This window comes from Gracilibacillus dipsosauri, from assembly GCF_003176895.1.
Lineage (GTDB): Bacteria > Bacillota > Bacilli > Bacillales > Amphibacillaceae > Gracilibacillus > Gracilibacillus dipsosauri.
In genome coordinates, this window is record NZ_QGTD01000001.1 from 1 (window position 1) to 20,290 (window position 20,290).

18 protein-coding genes are annotated in these 20,290 nt (G+C 37.3%); 2 read left to right on the forward strand and 16 right to left on the reverse strand.

From position 1 onward, the window contains the following. Nucleotides 1-124: 124 nt before the first annotated feature. The 13 genes from DLJ74_RS00005 to DLJ74_RS00065 form a co-directional block, all read right to left on the reverse strand. Nucleotides 125-1,741 carry a type 2 periplasmic-binding domain-containing protein gene (locus DLJ74_RS00005; RefSeq protein WP_181397392.1) on the reverse strand — a complete coding sequence of 539 codons (1,617 nt, stop codon included), beginning with the start codon at nt 1,739-1,741 and terminating at the stop codon, nt 125-127. Between the two features lie 36 nt (nt 1,742-1,777). Continuing rightward, nucleotides 1,778-2,674 (reverse strand): carbohydrate ABC transporter permease, encoded by an 897-nt coding sequence (locus tag DLJ74_RS00010; RefSeq protein WP_245902222.1) that lies wholly within the window; start codon nt 2,672-2,674, stop codon nt 1,778-1,780. 16 nt (nt 2,675-2,690) lie between these two features. Continuing rightward, entirely contained in the window at nt 2,691-3,647 is a 957-nt protein-coding gene (locus tag DLJ74_RS00015) for an ABC transporter permease (RefSeq protein WP_425454553.1), read from the reverse strand. A gap of 195 nt (nt 3,648-3,842) precedes the next feature. Continuing rightward, nucleotides 3,843-6,131: a helix-turn-helix domain-containing protein gene (locus DLJ74_RS00020; RefSeq protein ID WP_181397393.1), complete on the reverse strand. Its 2,289-nt coding sequence runs from the start codon at nt 6,129-6,131 to the stop codon at nt 3,843-3,845. Between the two features lie 61 nt (nt 6,132-6,192). Beyond that, nucleotides 6,193-7,674: an alpha-L-fucosidase gene (locus DLJ74_RS00025; protein ID WP_109982825.1), complete on the reverse strand. Its 1,482-nt coding sequence runs from the start codon at nt 7,672-7,674 to the stop codon at nt 6,193-6,195. Nucleotides 7,675-7,689: 15 nt separating this feature from the next. Further along, complete coding sequence (locus DLJ74_RS00030) at nt 7,690-8,622, reverse strand: aldo/keto reductase (protein ID WP_109982826.1); 933 nt, start codon at nt 8,620-8,622, stop codon at nt 7,690-7,692. Between the two features lie 12 nt (nt 8,623-8,634). Beyond that, nucleotides 8,635-9,468 carry an amidohydrolase family protein gene (locus tag DLJ74_RS00035; protein WP_109982827.1) on the reverse strand — a complete coding sequence of 278 codons (834 nt, stop codon included), beginning with the start codon at nt 9,466-9,468 and terminating at the stop codon, nt 8,635-8,637. 14 nt (nt 9,469-9,482) lie between these two features. Continuing rightward, complete coding sequence (gene fucU / locus DLJ74_RS00040) at nt 9,483-9,917, reverse strand: L-fucose mutarotase (RefSeq protein ID WP_109982828.1); 435 nt, start codon at nt 9,915-9,917, stop codon at nt 9,483-9,485. 12 nt (nt 9,918-9,929) lie between these two features. Beyond that, nucleotides 9,930-10,946, reverse strand: a complete 1,017-nt coding sequence (locus tag DLJ74_RS00045) for a zinc-binding alcohol dehydrogenase family protein (protein ID WP_109982829.1) — start codon at nt 10,944-10,946, stop codon at nt 9,930-9,932. A gap of 136 nt (nt 10,947-11,082) precedes the next feature. After that, nucleotides 11,083-12,867: an L-fucose isomerase gene (locus tag DLJ74_RS00050; RefSeq protein WP_109982830.1), complete on the reverse strand. Its 1,785-nt coding sequence runs from the start codon at nt 12,865-12,867 to the stop codon at nt 11,083-11,085. 53 nt (nt 12,868-12,920) lie between these two features. After that, nucleotides 12,921-14,387, reverse strand: coding sequence for a rhamnulokinase (locus DLJ74_RS00055; RefSeq protein WP_109982831.1), 1,467 nt, complete (start codon nt 14,385-14,387; stop codon nt 12,921-12,923). A gap of 21 nt (nt 14,388-14,408) precedes the next feature. Then, nucleotides 14,409-15,062 (reverse strand): class II aldolase/adducin family protein, encoded by a 654-nt coding sequence (locus tag DLJ74_RS00060; protein WP_109982832.1) that lies wholly within the window; start codon nt 15,060-15,062, stop codon nt 14,409-14,411. Between the two features lie 24 nt (nt 15,063-15,086). Beyond that, complete coding sequence (locus DLJ74_RS00065) at nt 15,087-16,109, reverse strand: LacI family DNA-binding transcriptional regulator (protein WP_109982833.1); 1,023 nt, start codon at nt 16,107-16,109, stop codon at nt 15,087-15,089. A gap of 271 nt (nt 16,110-16,380) precedes the next feature. Here DLJ74_RS00065 and DLJ74_RS00070 point away from each other — a divergent pair, with 271 nt between their 5' ends. Further along, nucleotides 16,381-17,250 carry a helix-turn-helix transcriptional regulator gene (locus DLJ74_RS00070; RefSeq protein WP_181397394.1) on the forward strand — a complete coding sequence of 290 codons (870 nt, stop codon included), beginning with the start codon at nt 16,381-16,383 and terminating at the stop codon, nt 17,248-17,250. A 27-nt stretch (nt 17,251-17,277) separates the two neighbouring features. Here the strand turns inward: DLJ74_RS00070 and DLJ74_RS00075 are convergent, their stop codons facing one another. Continuing rightward, complete coding sequence (locus tag DLJ74_RS00075) at nt 17,278-17,955, reverse strand: DUF1129 family protein (RefSeq protein ID WP_109982835.1); 678 nt, start codon at nt 17,953-17,955, stop codon at nt 17,278-17,280. A 4-nt stretch (nt 17,956-17,959) separates the two neighbouring features. Then, complete coding sequence (locus DLJ74_RS00080) at nt 17,960-18,283, reverse strand: PadR family transcriptional regulator (RefSeq protein ID WP_054788087.1); 324 nt, start codon at nt 18,281-18,283, stop codon at nt 17,960-17,962. 300 nt (nt 18,284-18,583) lie between these two features. Here DLJ74_RS00080 and DLJ74_RS00085 point away from each other — a divergent pair, with 300 nt between their 5' ends. After that, a complete protein-coding gene (locus tag DLJ74_RS00085; protein ID WP_245902229.1) occupies nt 18,584-19,474 on the forward strand; it encodes an endonuclease/exonuclease/phosphatase family protein in 891 nt (296 codons plus the stop codon). 36 nt (nt 19,475-19,510) lie between these two features. Here the strand turns inward: DLJ74_RS00085 and DLJ74_RS00090 are convergent, their stop codons facing one another. Continuing rightward, a complete protein-coding gene (locus tag DLJ74_RS00090; RefSeq protein WP_181397395.1) occupies nt 19,511-19,999 on the reverse strand; it encodes a DinB family protein in 489 nt (162 codons plus the stop codon). Between the last annotated feature and the right edge of the window lie 291 nt (nt 20,000-20,290).

Here is a 20,290-nt window from a genome sequence, read left to right on the forward strand (position 1 = left end):
TACTATTTAAACGCATAAAAATCCCCCTAAAGTAGTTTTACTTTTTTAAGTGTCTACTTTAGGGGGAGCATATCAATGGTTAATAGGAAACCTTTTTTCATTGATTAACTTCACTAAACAAATCTCAGTTTGCTTCTAAATATTGATTATAGGCCTCTTGATTAATTTCAACATATCTTCCTACACCAAGTGATTCAAGGCCTGCGACATAATCATCCCAATCATCCTCAATGCTCAATTCACCGGTAATAAACTGAACAGAGCTCTGCTCGACATTATCGAGAATATTTGTTTCTAATGTCGCTAACTCATCCTGAACATTTTCAGGATACCATATCGCCCAGAAAGGGAATAATTCATCTGGTTCCTTTCCTTCATAAAGATAGGTCGCCTCCTGCAAGCGCCGCTCAAAACCTTCGTCTGTATAAATATCCTCCGCCTGCACCCATCCATCTCTATATTCTCTTGTTTGGTAATATTGAGCACTAGCTCCCCAAGCATTATTTGTTGGTTCATCTGAATGCAATTGCTTTAAATTTGGTTCAACCTCTTCATTAATCGCGACATCACCTTCTTCAGGCTTGATCCAATCCTCTCCTTCAACACCAAAATGGGCCCGAGTAGATCCTTCCTCTGTAAACATATAATCTAATAGTTTTATCGCTTTAATTTGTGCCTCTTCACTTGCTTTATTTGTAATAGCAAAAGTAGCTCCTTGTACTACTGGATAGTAATAGGAAGCATACTGTCCATGTGGGCCTTTTAATGGTGTTAAAGGATCATAGGCATATTGATTCTCGTTATTCGTAAACTCCCATGGGTGGATGGATGTTGCTGCACCAAGTAACATTTCTGTATTATTTCCTAATTGTAAATAAGCATCTTGATTTTGAGTAAATGCTCCTGGATCAATCAATCCTTCCTCATATAATGATCGTATATATGTTAATCCCTCCTTCCACTCCACTTTATTCGCTACGAATTCTACTTTCCCATCCTGAACCATTAGCTTCGAATCCACATCGTCATATATAAATCCATTCATTAAAAAAGGGATAATGGAATGTTGTGGTAAAGCAATCGATCCACTTAAAGGTATTTCATCTGATTTTCCATTTCCATTGGGGTCTTGTTCGTTAAATGCCGTTAACACATTTTTAAACTCTTCATGTGTTTCAGGTATAGACAAATCCAGTTTCTCTAACCAATCCGTATTAATCCACATTTTGTTCGGCCATGTGCAATGAAAGCATTCTTCTAATTGTGGAATTCCGTATATATTCCCATCTGGAGCCACCGTGATTTTTCGAAACTCCTCATGTTCCTCTAGTACCTTCTGAAGATTTGGTGCATGTTCTTCAATCAAGTCGTTTAATGGTATTAACACTCCCTGTTTTCCATATTTCAAAAGATCATTTGCTTTAAACTGATCCACCCATTCAGTAAGGAAGTACACATCAGGGTAATCTCCACTTGCTAAAGAAATTTGCCGGCGCTCTTTGGCTGCTGCTCCATCCATGGAGGTTGTTTCAAATTGAAAATTAATTCCAAATTCCTCTTCTGCAAATTTTGTAAAGGAATTGGTTTCCAAATCTACTGTATCACTTTCTGGCATAAACACTGTCATTTTCGTTTTCCCATTCGAATCGGTTTGCTCCTCTGATGTTTCTTTATCCGAATTACACGCAGTTAATACGATTACCATGCTAAAAGAAATAAGCAAAACCATCAGCTTTTTCATTTTTTTCCCCCTCATCATGATTAGCTGTAATAAAAATTATCCCTTCACTGAACCAATGAGCATCCCTTTTACAAAATATTTTTGTGCAAATGGGTAGATCATTAGTACAGGCAAGCTAGAAATCACTATTAAAGAATATCTCATCAGGTTAGCTAATTGTTCTCTCCTCTGCTGTTCAGCAATATCCATATTAGCTCCAGAGTCACTTTGCACAATCAATAATTCACGAAGCTCTAGCTGAAGTGGAAACAATTCCTCTGACTTTAAGAAAATCATCGCATCAAAATAACTATTCCATTGAAAAACCGCGTACATCAATGCTAGAACAGCAATAATTGGCTTTGACAAAGGCAGAACAACATACCAAAGAAATTTCAAACTACTACAACCATCCATCTCACTTGCTTCCACCAGTTCATCTGGTACACTGGATTGAAAAAAGGTTCTTGCAATAATTACCTGCCATACCGCCATTGCCTTCGGAAGGAGAATTGCCCAAGGTGTATCGAGCATCCCTAGCTTTTGAACCACTAAATACTCAGGTATCAATCCTCCATAAAAAAGCATAGTAAATAAGATAAAAAACATGAAAAATGTTCGCCCATAAAACGATTTTCTCGAGAGTGGATAGGCAAATACAACGGTTAAAACAACCGAAATAATCGTATAGCCAATTGTGTATAAAATGGAGTTACGAAACCCTCTGATCACATCCGAATTCGTTAATACCTCTATATACCCTTGTAAGGAAAAATCAACAGGCCATAGCCACACCCTCCCTGAAGTCACAGCTTCTGGACTACTAATAGAAGCACTAATTATATAAATAAGCGGATATAAAACAACGATCATTATGCAACAGAGGAACACATAAATAGCTCCAAGAAATAGGCGATCACCAAAGGATTCCTTTATCCATATTTTACTGCTCACTTGAACTACCCCTTTCTTACCACAAACCGTCACCTGAAACCTTCTTCGCCAAGGCATTAACGATGATTAATAGTACGAGATTGACAACAGAATTAAATAAACCTACAGCTGTACTGAAGCTGAAATTGGCATTAATAATTCCCATTTTGTAAACATATGTTTGTAAAATTTCTGAAGTACTCAGGTTCAAAGGATTTTGAAGCAAATATACTTTTTCAAATCCAATTGCCATCAAATTACCTACACTTAGGATGAGAATAATAACAATTGCTGGCATAATCCCAGGTATGTCTACGTTCCAAATTTTTTGTAGCCTAGATGCACCATCCATTTTCGCCGCTTCGTATTGTTGCTTATCTACCCCTGCAAGTGCCGCCAAATAGATAATGGCAGAATAGCCTGTTAGCTGCCATGCATCAGACCAAACAAAAACAGAACGAAACATTTCTGCATTTCCTAAGAAATTAATTGGCTCAAAGCCAAAAAACTCCACAAACGAGTTAATGATCCCTGTTCTAGGCGACAACATTAGGATAATCATCGAAACAATGACAACAGTAGAAATAAAATAGGGTGCATAGGTAAACATCTGAACAGAACGTTTAAATAGCCCATCTTTTATTTCATTTAAGGCAAGTGCCAAAATAATCGGCAATGGGAAGGTAACTGCTAAATGATACAAGCTTAATAGCAGAGTATTTTTAATCAGATCCCATGCCACAGGATTTTGGAAAAAAGCTTCAAAATGCTTGAAGCCTACCCACGGACTTCCGAATATTCCCTCTACAACGTTATAATCCTTAAAGGCGATCACCGCCCCCACCATTGGTACATATTTAAAGATGACAAAATAAAGAATAGGTGGGATCATTAATAGATATAACTGCCAATGCTTGCGAAAACTTCTTTTGGCCAAATGTAATTGAGAGGTTTTCTTTTTTTTCAAACCGTCATAACCATGACCTATCTCCATCGCTTGTTTCAATCTTCATCCTCCCTTCTGTTCGAATAATAGCACCTCATTGGTAAGCGCTTACAAATAAATTATCATGTTCTGGCTGAAGAGAATACAGACAATTCTATTTATAGCGTACAAATTTAGAATTTAATGAAATATAGAAAAGGTACCATTCAAATCAAAAGGTACATATTAGAAAACCTTGGCGTATTAGTCTTGTAATGTCTTTCGAAATTGATTCGGAGTCACTTTATTGATACGTTTAAAGGCCCTTCGAAAAGAATGAGCACTATTATAGCCCACCTCTTTCGCTATATCATTAATCGTTTTTTTCGAATTAGCCAATAGATTCATTGCTTCATTCATGCGAATTTTTTCAAGGTATTCGTACAGATATTCTCCCGTCTCTTCCTTGAAAATATGTGAGATGAACTTTTCCGGTCGATTAAAGTGTTCTGCGATTCCATAGATGGTTAAGTCAGGGCTCTGATAATGCTCATGTAAAAATGTCTTTATCGAATGAATCATCGTATGATTGGATTCCTTCCGTTGATCTGCAATCATTTGGCAATAACATTCAATGGCCTGATCAAATTTGTTCTTAAGTGATTCGATACTTTCTTCATCTACTTGGATATCCCAAATATTTTTCCACACCTTTTCTAATTCTTCTTTTTTCGAACTATACTGATCAAAAGCCTTAAACAGTGTTCCCTTGATTTCATACATCACTTGTTCTAACATATCCTTTGGTAAGCATCGATTGTTTATATTTTCTTCATAAATCTCCTGTAATATTTTTTTGGCTTCTTCTGCATTTCCTTCTTTTAAATTTTTTAAAAGTCGAAACTCATAGTCTAATGGATAATAAAATAATACCGTTTCCTTGATCATCTCGTTATACCAGAATAAGTGATAGTCATTTGTCGAAATAGTAATATAGTCGAGTGCTTGCACCGCCTCATTATAGGAACGACTTATATCAAGCAATGATTGAAACGGCTGCCCAAACCCAACCTTTAAGGATATACGATATTGATGCTGAAATTGCTTTTTTAGGGATAGAAACATTTGTTCAATATCTCTAGCAAAAACATCGGTATCTTTTTGATCATCTAAGAAAATGTAAACCATTTTATCTGAATCTAAATTCGTTACGTAAAATTTTTGGCACAGCTTCAAGGACTCTTTTTGGATAACTAAGCGAATAGCATGTAATTCTTCGTAAATTTCACTACTGGACATCTCTTCATAGCCTGCCACCTTTAAAATAGAGACAAAACCTTTATTTCCGATGATCGGCAAATCTGCTAGTGCAGCGAATTCCTGTAAGTTCTGATTTTTCTCCGTCAGTTCCCCAGCTAGTAGCTGCTTAAGAAAGGCATCTTTTAATAATGGCTTTTGCTCCGCAAGCTGACTGTGTAGATCTACATTTGTGGCAATTAATTTAGATATATTACCATGTAAAAAATCATAGTCATTTCTGGATTCTGTCCCTGTATATTCCTTTAGTGTTTTCATCATCCCTGTAATTGGTCGGCTATGTCTGTAGGCAAATAAAAAACAAATGATCAATCCAATTACAAGTGTACCTATCGTAACTAGCCAAGTAATATATTTTATCGGTGCAGCCTGTCTAACTAACGTCTTACTAGGGATGCCCGCCACATATGTCCAGTTGTACTTATCGGAATGAGCCGTGATGAGGAGTGTCCCATCTTCTAAATAGAGGCGATTATCGTTCATTGATACCCTAGAGTGAATTGGTGAAATCTCTGATTCGTCAATGCCATTTGTTGTTACAATATGGCCATTATTTTCGTCCATTATATATACCCACCCATTAAATTGTGTAGAAATCCCCATTAACAGGTTATTTATTTTACTACTTTCAATTGGAACGACAATCGAACCCATTGATTTTGAATAGCTATTCATTGGTAATGGTCGTATATAAGTAATCACATTGGTATTCCTCTCATCCATGACAAACGCTTTTCTAGGTAGCATTCCTTGGTGATGGGATAAAACTTCAGTCTTCCATTCAGAAAATGTGAAATCAGTATAATGATACTCCTGATAAAAATGGTAGGGTCGGTAATAAACAGATCCCGGTACCATTACAATGTCCATTCGACGAAAATAGATATAGAAATCTTCAAGAAAATCATTGGTGGAGGCGAAAGGAGAAATATCTGTAGACAGCTGCTTCATGCTAGAGACAATTTTATTCTTTTCGGTAATATTTTTATTTAATAATGTGTTGACATCACTATTTGTAGCAAGCTGATTCGCAAATCGGTTTATTTCATCTAACCTTTGCTCCAAAATGGTTTTTCCTTCATGAAGAACTTGGGTGCTATTCATAATTGAGTACTTTTCCGCTGTTTTTAAGGAAACATGGTAAGAAATCAAGCCTGCGAACAAAGGAATAAAAAGAATAATAAGATAGGATAGCAAAAATCGTCTAAAAACCTTAGAAAATTCTGCTAAATTCATGATAACTCCCTCCCCAGTCATTAATAGATAAAGCCGAAATTTTTACATTTCGGCTTTGTTATCAGTCTATTTGGATTTTAAAGACAACCGGCTTTCTGCTTTGAACAGATGTAGTCTTGATCTTAAGGCCATGTGACGATCGCTCCCACTTTGGTATCTCATCAAATCCTAATATTGTTATGCTCTGAATAATTCCGTGGAAATGTGGTAGCTTTGAAGCATCCTGTTCAGCTAGTGCCGTAATGTTTACTTTTCCGTCCTCTGGATAGTTCAAAACCGTTGCATATAAAAAAGAACCTTTTACTGTGAAACGAATATCCTCTGGTGTGAAGCTCTTAGATTTACTATCGGTAAACTGTCCTTCTTCAATAGTCGTTGGTCCTTCTCCCGCTTTTCGCCATACCTTACTCCCATAAATGGCTTCCCCATTTGTATGAAGCCAATCTCCTATTTCGAGTAAAATATTTTTATCTTCGTTTGGGATCGTGCCATCTGCTTTTGGCCCAATGTTTAATAGCATTGTCCCATTTTTGCTTACAATATCCACTAAATCACAAATAAGCTCATTGGCTGTTTTATATTCATTATTTTCGGTATAACACCATGAATTTTTTGCGACAGCTGTATCTGTCTGCCAAAAATAAGGTTTTTGTTCAGCAAATTGTCCTCTTTCGATGTCCACTACTGCCGTACCAAACATGAAAGCATCATGCTTATAATTAATGGCAACTTCTATGCCCCACTCCTCTGCACGATTATAATAATAAGCTGCAAACTTCTTTAAATAGGGCTTAACGGAGCTATGCTGAATCCACCAATCAAAGTAAACGATTTTCGGCTGATAGCGATCAACGATTTCACAGGTCCTTAATAGCCAATCCTCTAAAAACTCCTCTGATGGTGCTGGAGAATATAAATCATGATGATCAGGCTCAGGCATTGCTGCCCAATAGAAATCTCCTCTTACTAGTGGCTCTTTTATATCACTATCAAATTCCTTCCCATGACCCATAAAAAACCAGTGCTCTATACGATGAGAGGAAGCACATATTGGAATACTACGCTTGGCTAACTCCAGCTTTAATTCTCCGAGTATATCTCGTTGTGGTCCCATTTCATATGCATTAAATTTAGAAATGTCGCTCCTGTACATTTGGAACCCATCATGATGTTCTGCCACAGGCATTACATAACGTGCCCCCGATTCTTGAAACAGCTGCGCCCATTCAGCTGGATCAAATTTCTCTGCCTTAAATAGTGGAATAAAATCCTTATAACCAAAATCCTTATGCTGGCCATATGTTTTTACATGATGTTCATATGCCTTCGATCCTTGAATATACATATTTCTCGAATACCATTCATTTTCAAAGGCTGGTACAGAATACACTCCCCAGTGAATAAAAATTCCAAACTTCGCCTCCCTATACCAATCAGCAAGCTTATATTGAGATAAAGAATCCCAATTGTCTTTATATTTCCCATGCTCAATCACTTTGTCTATTTGTTGAAGATAGGCTTGTCTATCAACATATGCTTTCATTTTATTTTCCTCCTTTTATTGTCTCCACTCTTCTCTCCCACTTGGCCAGCTTCTGTTCTGAATTGGTTTTAGTATCTTTAATACTTGTTCTAATAGTTCTTGATTGATCGGTTCGTCTATCCATTCTATGTTTTTCGCTATATTTCTTTCACTCGCTGTACTAACAAGCGTTGTAGGGATTCGGTTATTTTGGACAGAAAATTGAATCGCTAGCTTTGCTAGATTCTCGCCCTTTTCTTCACAGTAGGCTGCCGCTTCTTTACAAACAGAAATCATTTCTTTATCAGCAGGATGCCAATCCGCTACTGGCCGATTATTTAATAACCCCATAGAGATAGGCGAAGCATTGATGATACCAACATTTTTTTGTTCAAGTAATGGAACAATGTGTAAAAGTGACGTATCGTTTAAGGAATAGTGACAATAGGATAAAATTACATCTATTTCTGCTTTCTGTAATACCCTTTCAAATACGCTTAAAGGTAATCCTGAAACACCAGCATAGCGAATTTTCCCTTGCTCTTTTAATTGATATAATGCGGGAATCCCTTCTTCGATCACCTCATTGTAAGAACCAAATTCAATATCGTGTAACAAAAGAATATCGATATAGTCTGTTTGCAATCTTTTTAAGCTTTCTTCGGCACTTGTTATAATTCTTTTCTTGGAAAAATCGAAGGAATCTTCTCCATAACGACCTGCCTTCGTCGAAAGAATATAACGATCTCTTGGAATTCCTTTCAAAGCCTTACCTAATACCCTCTCTGCTTTGGTCAAGCCATAATACGGGGAAACATCGATATAATTAATACCTTTATCCAAGGCATAATGAACGGTTCGAATCCCCTCCTGTTGATTAATCTCTCTGAAAACAGAGCCTAACGAAGATGCGCCATAACTCAGTACAGAGACATCCAGCCCTGTTTTCCCTAATTTACGATATTTCAAGAAACTCCCTCCCTATACGTTTAACTTATAAAAGTCGATAGCATTTCTTCCAAAAATGCAATCTTCTTCTTCCTCTGTGACTTTGTTTGATAACGCTTTCTTTAAAAGCTGAAAAACTTCATCATAGCTTGCCGATAGTAAACAAACTGGCCAATCACTTCCATATAAAATACGATGAATCCCAAACATATCAACCACATGATCCACAAACGGAAGAAAGTCATCGAGTTTCCAATTGCCATGCTCCGCTTCTGTCACCATTCCAGATAGCTTACAATAAATATTCGGATGCTTCGCAATTTGCGTCATATAACTTTTCCATGGTTCAAGCACTCCTGCTGCGATATTTGGTTTTGCCATATGATCGATTACTCCTCTTAATGGAACTTGCTCGATAAGTTTGGTAACGGCTGACAACTGACTAGAATGGACTAACAAATCAACTGGCAAATCGATTTCAGCAAAAAATTCAAAAGCTTCTATATACTTCGTCCTTAAGATGACATTTTCATCAGGCATATCTTGAATCATTATCCGTATTCCAATAAATTTCGGATGCTTCAGAAATTGCGCTAACTGTTTTTTATATGCTGGATTCTCTACATCGATCCAGCCAACCACTCCTGCGATGATGCTTGATTTTTCACTTTGGGTAAGAATAAACTCTGTCTCTTCAATGGTGGGGGCTGCCTGTACGACAATCGTTTTATCGATCTGATTTTTCTTTAAGTGAGGAATGAGATTTTCTTCAAAAAAATCCCGATACAAAATCGGAATTTCTGGTGTAATCCACCCATAATCATTTCGGCTGATTTTCCAATAATGCTGATGTGCATCAATACGCATTGGACACTCCTCCTTCAGCTAATTGTAACAACACCTTTTTTCAAAATAATATTTGCATATAATGCTTGCTCTCCGGTAGCAATAATGGCATAGGCATTTTTCGCTCTCTCATAAAAAGCAAATCTTTCTAATTCCTCAAAACCACCATCCAAGGAAGTATTCTTCCTCACCATTCTACGATATTCATCCCAAATAGGGGTTTCCACATCGTCACCAGGTACAACTTGCATAAGTTTAATCGGATAGGATGTATAGCTATCTAACGGAAATAGCTGCAATATGGCCTCCAGAATTTCTGCTATCCCATTTCCATCATAACGAACAACCCTTTCACATAGACTTGCGGAAGGGAAATTACCATCTGCCAGAACTATCTCATCGCCATGCCCCATCTCCATTAATATTTTCAATAAATTTGGTGATATAATGGATGGAATTCCTTTTAACAATTGAGTCACCTCCTATTTTCGTACAATCATTGTTTTAATCGTATCCGATTGGGGTTGTAGCCAATCCTGAAAATTACTAACCGTACTCTCGAATGGAACTTTATCTGTTATATAATCTTTCACGTTGACTTTTTTGGAAAGTATCATCTCCTTAACAAATTGAAAATCCTCTCTTGTAGCATTTCTACTAGCAAAAAGCGTAAGCTCCTTTGCATGAAAGTCTGGATCAAAAAACGTTATATCCTCCTTAACTAATCCAACATAGACTAATTTCCCACCATGAGAAACATATTGAAAAGCTGTATTCATGGAGGTTGGATTACCTGTTGCATCAAAAACAACTGTTGGCAATTCACCATTTGTTATCTCCAAGAGTTTATCGATCGGCGCCTTCGAACCATTGACAGTGTGTTTAATCTGGGCCCATTCCCGACAAAACTTTAACCTTTTTTCATCAATATCCATTGCGATCACTTTTGCTCCTTTTTGATTGGCAATCGCCATCACGCCTAAACCAATGGGACCAGCGCCAATTACAAGTACTGTCTCCCCTTGTCTAAGCTCCGAACGCCTAACGGCATGTGCACCAATACTAATAGGTTCGATGACGGCAGTTTCATCTAAGGTTAGCTCATTTGTTAAGACTAGATGATCAATGGGAACAGATAGCTGCTCACACATTCCTCCATCTCTATGCACTCCTAACACGTTCATATCAATACAACAATTCGTCTTACCATTTCTACACGCTATACAGTTTCCACATTCCAGATATGGTATCACCGCAACTTGATCTCCTCTTTTTATAGCTGACGAGGTATCATCTATCCAGCTTACTGTTCCTGCAAGCTCATGGCCTAATACTCGTGGATATTTAAAGAATGGCTGATTCCCTTTAAAAGCATGAATATCTGTTCCACAAACGCCAATACGCTTAATATCAATAATCGCAGTACCTTCTGCCTTCTCAGGTGGTCGTTTGACCATTTTTCTTAGCTTTCCTGGCTGTTCACACACAATGTATTCCATCATCTATCCCCCTCATTGATTTTCTTTTATCTTACCAGCAATAATATGAAATAAAAATGGCATTTATTGCTCTTTTTATACTCTTTTTTGATATTTAAAAAACCAGAAAGTACCCATAAAGAGTACTTTCTAATGTCTAACTATATAACGGTCCGTATGTCGCACATGCTCGGTAATCTGCTCCTTCTATATCCTTTGTTCCGAACATATTCCAAGCACTTGGACGGAAAATATTTTCCTCCGAAACATTATGCATATTCACTGGAATTCTGAGCATTGCTGCTAATGTTAGGAGATCTGCACCAATATGTCCATAACTCATCGCACAATGATTGGCTCCCCAATTATTCATGACAGTATAGACATCTCGAAAGGCACCATCTCCCGTTAAGTTAGGAACAAACCAAGTGGTAGGCCATGTTGGATCTGTACGATCATTTAGTTTCTCATGTACCTTTTCAGGAAGATCAACCGTGTATCCTTCCGCTAGTTGCAGTACTGGTCCTAAGCCTTTCAATAGATTCACTCTGGCGATTGTGACAGGCATCCCACCTTTAGTTAAGAAATTACTGGAGAAGCCACCTCCACGAAAGTATTCGGTATTAGCTGGGCGCCATTTGGTGGCATTCAAGCATTTCTCTACCTCCTCAGCAGTAATATCCCAAAACGGCTTCATCACAGGCTTCCCATCCAATGATTGTTCACCAGTACCGTCTAATGCAGCTGCACCTGAATTAAGAAGATGAATGACGCCATTCTCCGCTTGGCCATTTACTTCATATCCAGTAACTCGCTTTATTGCATCAGGACTCCAATATGTTCGAACATCTGCAAAGACCTGTGCTGTATTTGTTAATAGGTGTCCGAATAACATCGTAATTGCATTTAAGGCATCATTTTCTGTTGCCACAATATATGGTGCTCGAATTCCATTCCAATCAAAGGAGGAATTCAAAATTGCCTCCATGAAATCCCCATTTGGAAAATGATCGGTCCATTGTCTTTGCCCTTGAAAACCTGATGCAATGGCATTTCTACCCATCGCTTCTTCCTCATATCCTAACTCAGCTAGTCTTGGGTTACCTTCCATTAGATCCTTTGTAATAATTGTCATCTTAATGTTCATCTGTAGATCTTCTTCCTTTTGTTCCTCTGTCCGTTGATTTTCAGCTGAATTAATATCAGAGCCAATCACACATTTTTCTTTCACCCATTTATATGCCTTCTCGAATTCTTGCTCATCATAAATCTTTTCTTCTATGCGTCTAGTAAATTCTGACATATCAATATATTCATTTCTCATTCCAAGATAATCCTGGAATAATTCTTCATTGACCATACTGCCCGCAATCCCCATTGAGACAGAGCCCATGGATAAGTAAGAGGTATCCTTGAGCATCGCTACCGTAAGCCCCGCCTTTGCAAAGCGGAGCAGCTTCTCTTGAACATCTGCTGGAATGGAGTGATCCTCGATATCCTGCACATCGCGCCCATAAATACCAAAAGCAGGAATCCCCTTCTGATTATGTGCTGCTAGTACTGCGGCTAAGTACACCGCTCCTGGTCTTTCCGTACCATTAAACCCCCAGACAGCATTAGGTCGACGAGGATTCATATCCATCGTCTCTGAGCCATAGCACCAGCACGGGGTAACGGTTATAGTCAAACCCACTGATTCCTTTTCAAATTTCTCCTTCGCTTCCGCTGCTTCCTTCACTCCGCCAATACAAGTATCTGCAATTACACATTCCACGGAATCGCCATTGTTATATCGTAAATTTTCTGACAAAAATTGAGCTACAGCTTTTGCCATATTCATCGTTTTTTCTTCTAAAGATTCGCGTACACCCTTACGCCTACCATCAATCGTTGGTCTGATTCCAATTTTCGGCATGCTTCCTATTAATCTTTTATTTGACATCTGTCTTCCTCCTTTAAGTGTCAGCTTATCGATGTTTCCTATAGTAAACCTTTTTATTCTATTAATTCTTTGAACTGGGTATAAGCATTCTGCCAATACTGATCGTGATTCGGTAAGTAGCTATTAATGGGAAAGGATTTTTTTACAATCGATTTTGCTTCCTTCCCATCTCTTATTTCCCCAAGTGCAATCAATTGCCCAAGTGCGTTTCCTACTGCACTTGCTTCTATTGGACCTGCAATGATTTCCCTATCCGTCGCATCTGCAATGGTTTGACATAATTGCTGATTCTTTGTCACCCCTCCCCCTATATGAATGCGCTTTATTTTTCGTTCAACAAGTGTTTCTAGCTGATCAATTACTAGTTTGTACTTCATTACCAAACTATCGATGATACAGCGAATGATTTCCCCTCTTGATTGAGGAATTGGTTGCTCAGTTTCCCGACAATATGCTCGAAGCTCTACTAACATATTCTCAGGATTAAAAAAACGGGGATCATCCGGATCAATCAATGATCGAAATGGGGTTGCTTGCTGAAATAATTGATTTTCTTCCATATAATTTGTCCTGATCCCATCTCTCTCCCATATTAGACGAGATTGCTGCAATAGCCACATCCCCATATTGTTTTTTAACAAACGGTAAGTGCCATCCATTGTTCCTTCATTGGTAAAACCCCACCTTCGTGCGTTTGGTGTGGTTAATGCTTTTTTTACAGGAATCCCAATTAAACTCCATGTACCACAGCTCATGAAAACAGAATAATCATCCTCTATGGGCAATGCTGCTAGCGCACTTGCCGTATCATGCCCTGCGACATGAATAACCTGTACTGGGTCCATTTGTAGTTCCCTATTTATATCAGGTAATGTAGATCCTGCGATGGTTAAAGATGGTACAATTTTAGCAAAAAGGTTATCTTTTACTCCCAGCATGCTAATAAGCTGTTTAGACCAATCTTCTTGGTGGATATCTAATAGCTGCGTAGTCGAGCTTATCGTGAATTCACTGGCTTTTGTTCCTGTAAAAAAATAGGTAAGTAGATTGGGAGTAAGAAGTAATGTATCAGCCTGTTCTAATAAGCCTGGGGATTGTTCTTTTATCGTAAATAATTGATATAAACTATTTATTGGTGCAGATTCTACACCTGTCAAAGTAAAGAGCTCTTCCTCTGACATCCATTCATGAAACTTTTCCATTCCGAATTTATTTTGTGGATCGCGATAACAATAGGGATTTGCTAAAAGTTCTCCTGTTGCAGATAATAAGCCAAAATCCACACCCCATGTATCTATACCTAAGCTCTCTACCTCATGTCCAGCTTGCAGACTAGCCTGCATTGCTTTTTTCATCTCATTGTAAATATGTAAAATATCCCAATAATAATGATTGGTCAATGAAACAGGGTGGTTAGCAAATCGATATATTTCATCTAGTATAAGTTGTTCTCCGTCATATTGACAAAGCATCAATCTACCATTGGATGCTCCAATATCAAACGCCCATACTTTTTTCACCTATCTCCCTCCTCTCGCAAGCTATTTTTCAGAGCTTTTTAACAGCTTCGCTCGATATTTTTCACTAGAAAGATTGCGTAAATCCTGACATTCTGACTCCGTTAATAGCCTAGGAGTACCAACCGTTTTAGATAGGTAATATACCTTTGCCGCCTCTTCTACTAGTTGCATAAAAAAGTAAGCTTCTTTCATCGATTTTCCTACCGTTAATACTCCGTGGTTTCTCATTACTACTACATCTGTTTCAGCAATAACCTCTGCAACGGCATCTGCTAGAATATGAGTAGTCGGAATGAGATAATCTAGATACGATATATTGCTTATCATTGCAGGGAAGTCAGGGAACATTGGAGGAATTTCCAAACCCGCTGAGGAGATGGCTACAGAGTAGCTTGGATGTGCGTGTAGGACAGAATCAATATCAGGTCTCCTTTGAAAACATTCTAAATGCATTAAGATTTCGGATGATGGTTTTAAATCACTTATTACTTCACCTGTTAAGATGTTTACACATACCCATTGCTCCTCCTTCACCTCCTGCAAATCAAATCCACTAGGAGAAATATACATATAATCCCCTTCTCGCATGCTTAGATTTCCCCCAGCACCTACTACTAGCCCTGTAGAGACTAGCTTCTTTGCATAAAGACATAGTTGTTTCCTAACATCAACCATGAATGAACCTCCTTTTAAATCGCATTATTTTATTGGCCTTGTAGACTTTCGTAGATGAATATCTGGTGATAAAACAATTTTTCGATCTTTCTGAATCGTTTTACCATCTAATCGTTCTACTAAGAATTGAATACCAATTCTTCCAAATTCCTGAGCAGGCTGAGATGCTACTGTAAAGAATGGATCAAAATATACTACTGGTTCTACTTCATCAAAGCATACAACAGATATATCCTCAGGTACTTTCATACCTAATTCCTTTAATGCCCGCATCGTACTAATCGCTATAAAATTATTTGCCGCAAATATGGCCGTAGGTCTCTTTGTAGAAGGTAAAGCTAATAATTGTTCGATATTTTTTTTCGTATCCCCTGCTTGGATACTCTTGAAGTCTATTTCCGTAATATAATGCTCGTATACTGGTAATTCATTTAATCTCAATGTTTCTAAATAACCTCTTAAACGCTCGCGTGCTGTTGAAATATTCGAAGGACCATTGATGAAAGCAATGTTATGATGTCCTTGTTCAATTAAATGCTCCATCAGCTTCCTACTACCTTCATAGCTGTCTCCAAGTACATAATCACCTGTAAAGCCTTCAATGGTCCGATCAATTAGGACAACAGGTATATCCTGTGCTCTAAGACGATTAATTTGTTCCAAGGAATGGTCACTTGTTGGGGCAATTAACACCCCATCTACTCTTGCGGATAATACCATATCCATATAATTCAACTCTTTAGATGCATCTTCATCCGTATTACTTAGTATTACTCGATACCCAAGCTCATGTGCTTTATCCTCTGCACCTCTTGCTAGCTTTGCAAAAAATGGATTCGAGATATCCGGCAAAATAAGACCTAAAGTTTTTGTTTGCTTGGAAATTAATCCCCTTGCCACAGAGTTAGGTACATAGCCCAATTCTTTAATAGCTTGTTCAACCTTTTTCCTTGTGGATTCCTTTGTCTTCCCAGAATTATTTATCACTCTGGAAACGGTCATTGCAGATACATTGGCCTTTTTGGCAATATCATAAATTGTCACCATGATCGAGAACCTCACTTACTTTTATATTTATTCCATTATATCGATAACATTCCTGGGCAACAATTAAATATAGAGATTGAGTACTTAATTAATGTATTTAAAAACATAATTTAGTTATCGATAACATAATATGATATAATCATATAAAGCGCTTTCGTTCTATATACGGAATAAATATTTATATATTATATAGTATGTGAGACTAGAGAAAAGTACTATTGTCATTTTTGCTTTTTTTATACTATTTTTTGATCAAGGAAAGGAGATAATGATGAGCTCACTTCAAGATATGAAACCATTAGAGGAATTATTCCCGTACTCATTTGTCTATAAAAATAGTAAAGCCCCTCAAAATGAACGTCCTGATCATATGCATCATTTTCATGAGATTATTTATGTCCACAATGGAAATGGCGTATTTTTCATTGATAACACCCTCTACGAAATGAGCAAGGGGGATATTTTCATTATTCCAAATGATACGCTTCACCATGCCAGACCTGACAAACATAATTTAATCACTTCTTCCGTGATCTTCTTTAGTTCTGGCTTGATTTATCCCATCTCTATTGATGATTCCTTTTCCTATTTATCACTTATCGAAAAAGTAAAGAAAGAAAAAGAATTCAAAATACAGATTCCCATAAAGGAACAGCCTATTCTTGAACAGTATCTCCTACAAATACATCATGAATTAACAGAGGATAAACTAGGGTCGATTCATGCATCCCTACTGATCACCCATCAAATCCTACTACACCTTTCTAGAATGAAGCTAAAAAACAAGGATGAGCTCATTCATGCAAAAACATCTCCACATGATTGGATGAATTACATTCTTGCTTACATTGAAAAAAACCTGGAACAAAACCTTTCTTTACCTGCTTTAGCTAAAGAAGCACTTGTAAGTCCCGCTCATTTTAGTCGAATTTTCAAGCAAATTACTGGAATGGGTCCAATCGCATATATCAATAAAAAAAGAATTTTAAAATCAAAGGAATTACTTCTGCAATCCTCTCTTACTATTACGGTAATAGCAGAAATGATGGGCTATGATAGCACGCCCCATTTTTACCGAACCTTTAAAAAGTATGTAGGAATGACCCCTGCACAGTTTCGAAAAAAAGAGAGAAATGCATGAAGCACACGCATTTCCCTATCAAAAAGTTTATGATGTTTTCTTAAAATAAGTCGCTAGGACGTAAAATACAATACTTATCCCTATTAACCAATAAACAGGTATTTGTACTGACATCCCAAAGTCAGGCATGATGATGAACATAGTTAAAAACAAGCCAAATGGTAAGGCTCCAAAGCAAAAACCGAACAGAACACTTTCAAGCACTTTGTTAATATCTTTAAAGCATGACCACTTTAAATAGGCGAAGATGGCATACATAGCTACAAAAACAATGATAATAGAGGTGATAGCCTCCAAGGCTAACGTACCTATGTAATAGATTTTCTCTTGATCTCCTTTACCAAAGCCAAAGTATAGAATAGAATGAACGACTCCATTTAAGAAGGTAGTCACAGCGAGAAAATAAAATATAGCCATGAGACCCACCTTTACTCTTTTAGGTGTGATCATTTTTGGTAATTCCCCAATAATTTCGTTGGCATATTGCCTCGGATCATCACCGAAGACTTCCTTTGCACTCTTCCCTTCTCCCTGTGCGTCTAGAAGATGATCTAGCAGTTCCATTAAAATCTCTTCCGATTCTTGTTCTGATTTATTAAAGAACAGGCGAACATACAATAGCATTTCTTCATACACTTTTTTATTTTCTTCATTTAATAATTTTCTTTTTTGATTATTTTGCTCAATTAATACGGACGCATCCATATTTTCACTCCTCACCTTTTAATAATTGATCAACAGGGGTTTTAAGGCCGTTCCATTGGGTTTTAAATTCTGTTAACGCCGTTTTTCCTTGATCCGTCAAATGGTAGTACTTTCTATTTGGTCCATGAGGGGACTTTTTCATTTTCCCTTTAATAAGCTCCTCTTTCTGTAGTCTAAGTAATATTGGATAAATAGACCCCTCACTCACATCTATCCCTTGTGATTGTAGCTTCATTGCTAGTTCATATCCATAAATAGACTCCTTTGATATTATTGCTAATATACAGCCTTCAAGGATTCCCTTCAGTAGCTGACTTCGAATCGCCAAATTCACACACCTACCTTGCATTGCAATATAGAGAAGTAAAAAGAAAAGCAATTCTTGATTGCTATCTTGTTTTACAATGTAGTAAATTTATTATATATCCTTTACCTAAAATATGCAAGAACAAATAAAAGAAATAAGACCGGTCACCTTTTACCACAAAAGTTGCAGGTGCTTTTTACTATTTTTCTTTACTTTTTTGAAAACTCTAGTTCATACCAACTTCACATTCCTGCTTTATACTAGACATTGATAGTTGGAAAGGATTGATAAAAAACAAAGGAGGAATTTTCATTGAAAAGGATGCTGCAAATAGCTGTTGTCTTAACTAGTTTATGGTTGCTTTTAGGTAGTACTTCTTTTTCGTCGATCCATGCATCTACTGAATTACATAATAAGAAGTCTGAAGCTAAATTAAATGTGATGAGCTTTAATCTAAGATATTTAAATGATTCTGATCCTTCCCCACATACATGGGAAGAAAGGCGTTCTACTGTGCGTCAAGTTATTCGCATGGAACAAGCGGATATTATCGGCACACAAGAAGCGGTCTATCAACAGGTGAAAGATTTAGCTAGTGATTTGCCAAATTATGCATGGATTGGTCAAGGCCGTGAGGGTGGCAGTAAAGGGGAATTTATGTCCATATTTTATAATAAAAACCGTTTTACTCCATTAGAATACAACCATTACTGGCTATCAGATACACCAGATATAGTAGGTTCTACATCATGGGGAAATACAATCCCTAGAATGGTCACTTGGGTGAAATTCCTTGATCACCAATCGAATAAAGCATTCTATTTCATCAATACCCATTTCGATCACATGTCTGAAGATGCAAGAGAGAATAGTGCTAGACTTATTTCAGAAAAGGTAAAGGAACTTGATTCAGATCTCCCTGTAATCTTAACTGGGGATTTTAATGCTGGACCCGAAAGTATACCTCATGACATCTTACAGCAGCAAGGCAAGTTTGTTGATACCTTTATAGCAGCAGAGAAAAGAATAAATGAAGAGCTTGGTACATTCAATGGTTATGATAACCCTTCTGGTGGAGGCGCAGATAATAGAATTGATTGGATTTTATCTAGAGGAGAAATCACAACAGAATATCATAAAATTATCAATTTTAGAAAAAATGGACAATACCCTAGCGACCATTACCCAGTATTGTCGAGGGTGACCTTTTAAGAAAGGAAAAGAGGCTGTCAGGATAGACAGTCTCTTTCATTCTTCATCGGCACTAGAACCATATAAACCTGGTACAGGGACCTCGAGGAGTCGTAAATACAAGGTTAATTGCCCTCTATGATGATACCAATGATTGAGGACAAGAGATCGGATGAAAGTATATCGCGGTCCTTTCATTAGGATCTCTCCATTTTGTTTCATCTGCCATTCTGCAAATAACTCCTCTGTTCCCCATTCAGTTAGCCAACCACTAGTTATCCGACGATTATGCTCAAATGTATCCAAAATTTCTGATACAGAAGATGCCTCAGAAAGTGGCACTGTCGGAACCTCTCTTATTAATTCACTAAAATATACTGTTAGCTCTCCAGGTAACAAGGCAATATGAAGCCCTAATTGGCCAATCGACATCGATTTTTCATGAGGTCGAAAGGTTAAACAACCCTCTGGAATACGACTTAATGCTTCTTTTGTTTTCTCTGCTTCATCCTTAAATTCTTCTAATAATAACTCTGATAGATTCATGCTATATACTCCTTTCCCATTTGCCAGAATTGTTATGTTAATCATAGCAGAATAACAAGCACGACATTACTTCTAAATTGCTCTAATTCAACCACTCTGTTTCACAGGAAAGATTCTCCTATTATATTACAATTGTCATATGGCTGTTATGCTATAGAAAAGATATGTAAATATAAATGCTCCTAAAAAAATTGTCAATACCAAATCACAAGAAAATAATGCTAGTTTATTAGAAATTATCCAATTTTGTGGAAATGAATCTCTTATTCTTAAAAGGTTTAATATAATATA

What these genes read in the sequence shown, in the direction of transcription:
- DLJ74_RS00060 (WP_109982832.1), bottom strand. Translation starts at nt 15,062, where the DNA reads ATGGTTGATGTTAGGAAACAACTATGTCTTTATGCAAAGAAGCTAGTC.
- DLJ74_RS00050 (WP_109982830.1), bottom strand. Translation starts at nt 12,867, where the DNA reads ATGTCAAATAAAAGATTAATAGGAAGCATGCCGAAAATTGGAATCAGA.
- DLJ74_RS00025 (WP_109982825.1), bottom strand. Translation starts at nt 7,674, where the DNA reads ATGAAAGCATATGTTGATAGACAAGCCTATCTTCAACAAATAGACAAA.
- DLJ74_RS00075 (WP_109982835.1), bottom strand. Translation starts at nt 17,955, where the DNA reads ATGGATGCGTCCGTATTAATTGAGCAAAATAATCAAAAAAGAAAATTA.
- DLJ74_RS00065 (WP_109982833.1), bottom strand. Translation starts at nt 16,109, where the DNA reads ATGGTGACAATTTATGATATTGCCAAAAAGGCCAATGTATCTGCAATG.
- DLJ74_RS00070 (WP_181397394.1), top strand. Translation starts at nt 16,381, where the DNA reads ATGAGCTCACTTCAAGATATGAAACCATTAGAGGAATTATTCCCGTAC.
- DLJ74_RS00085 (WP_245902229.1), top strand. Translation starts at nt 18,584, where the DNA reads ATGCTGCAAATAGCTGTTGTCTTAACTAGTTTATGGTTGCTTTTAGGT.
- DLJ74_RS00035 (WP_109982827.1), bottom strand. Translation starts at nt 9,468, where the DNA reads ATGCGTATTGATGCACATCAGCATTATTGGAAAATCAGCCGAAATGAT.
- DLJ74_RS00015 (WP_425454553.1), bottom strand. Translation starts at nt 3,647, where the DNA reads ATGGAGATAGGTCATGGTTATGACGGTTTGAAAAAAAAGAAAACCTCT.
- DLJ74_RS00020 (WP_181397393.1), bottom strand. Translation starts at nt 6,131, where the DNA reads ATGAATTTAGCAGAATTTTCTAAGGTTTTTAGACGATTTTTGCTATCC.
- DLJ74_RS00045 (WP_109982829.1), bottom strand. Translation starts at nt 10,946, where the DNA reads ATGGAATACATTGTGTGTGAACAGCCAGGAAAGCTAAGAAAAATGGTC.
- DLJ74_RS00090 (WP_181397395.1), bottom strand. Translation starts at nt 19,999, where the DNA reads ATGAATCTATCAGAGTTATTATTAGAAGAATTTAAGGATGAAGCAGAG.
- DLJ74_RS00005 (WP_181397392.1), bottom strand. Translation starts at nt 1,741, where the DNA reads ATGAAAAAGCTGATGGTTTTGCTTATTTCTTTTAGCATGGTAATCGTA.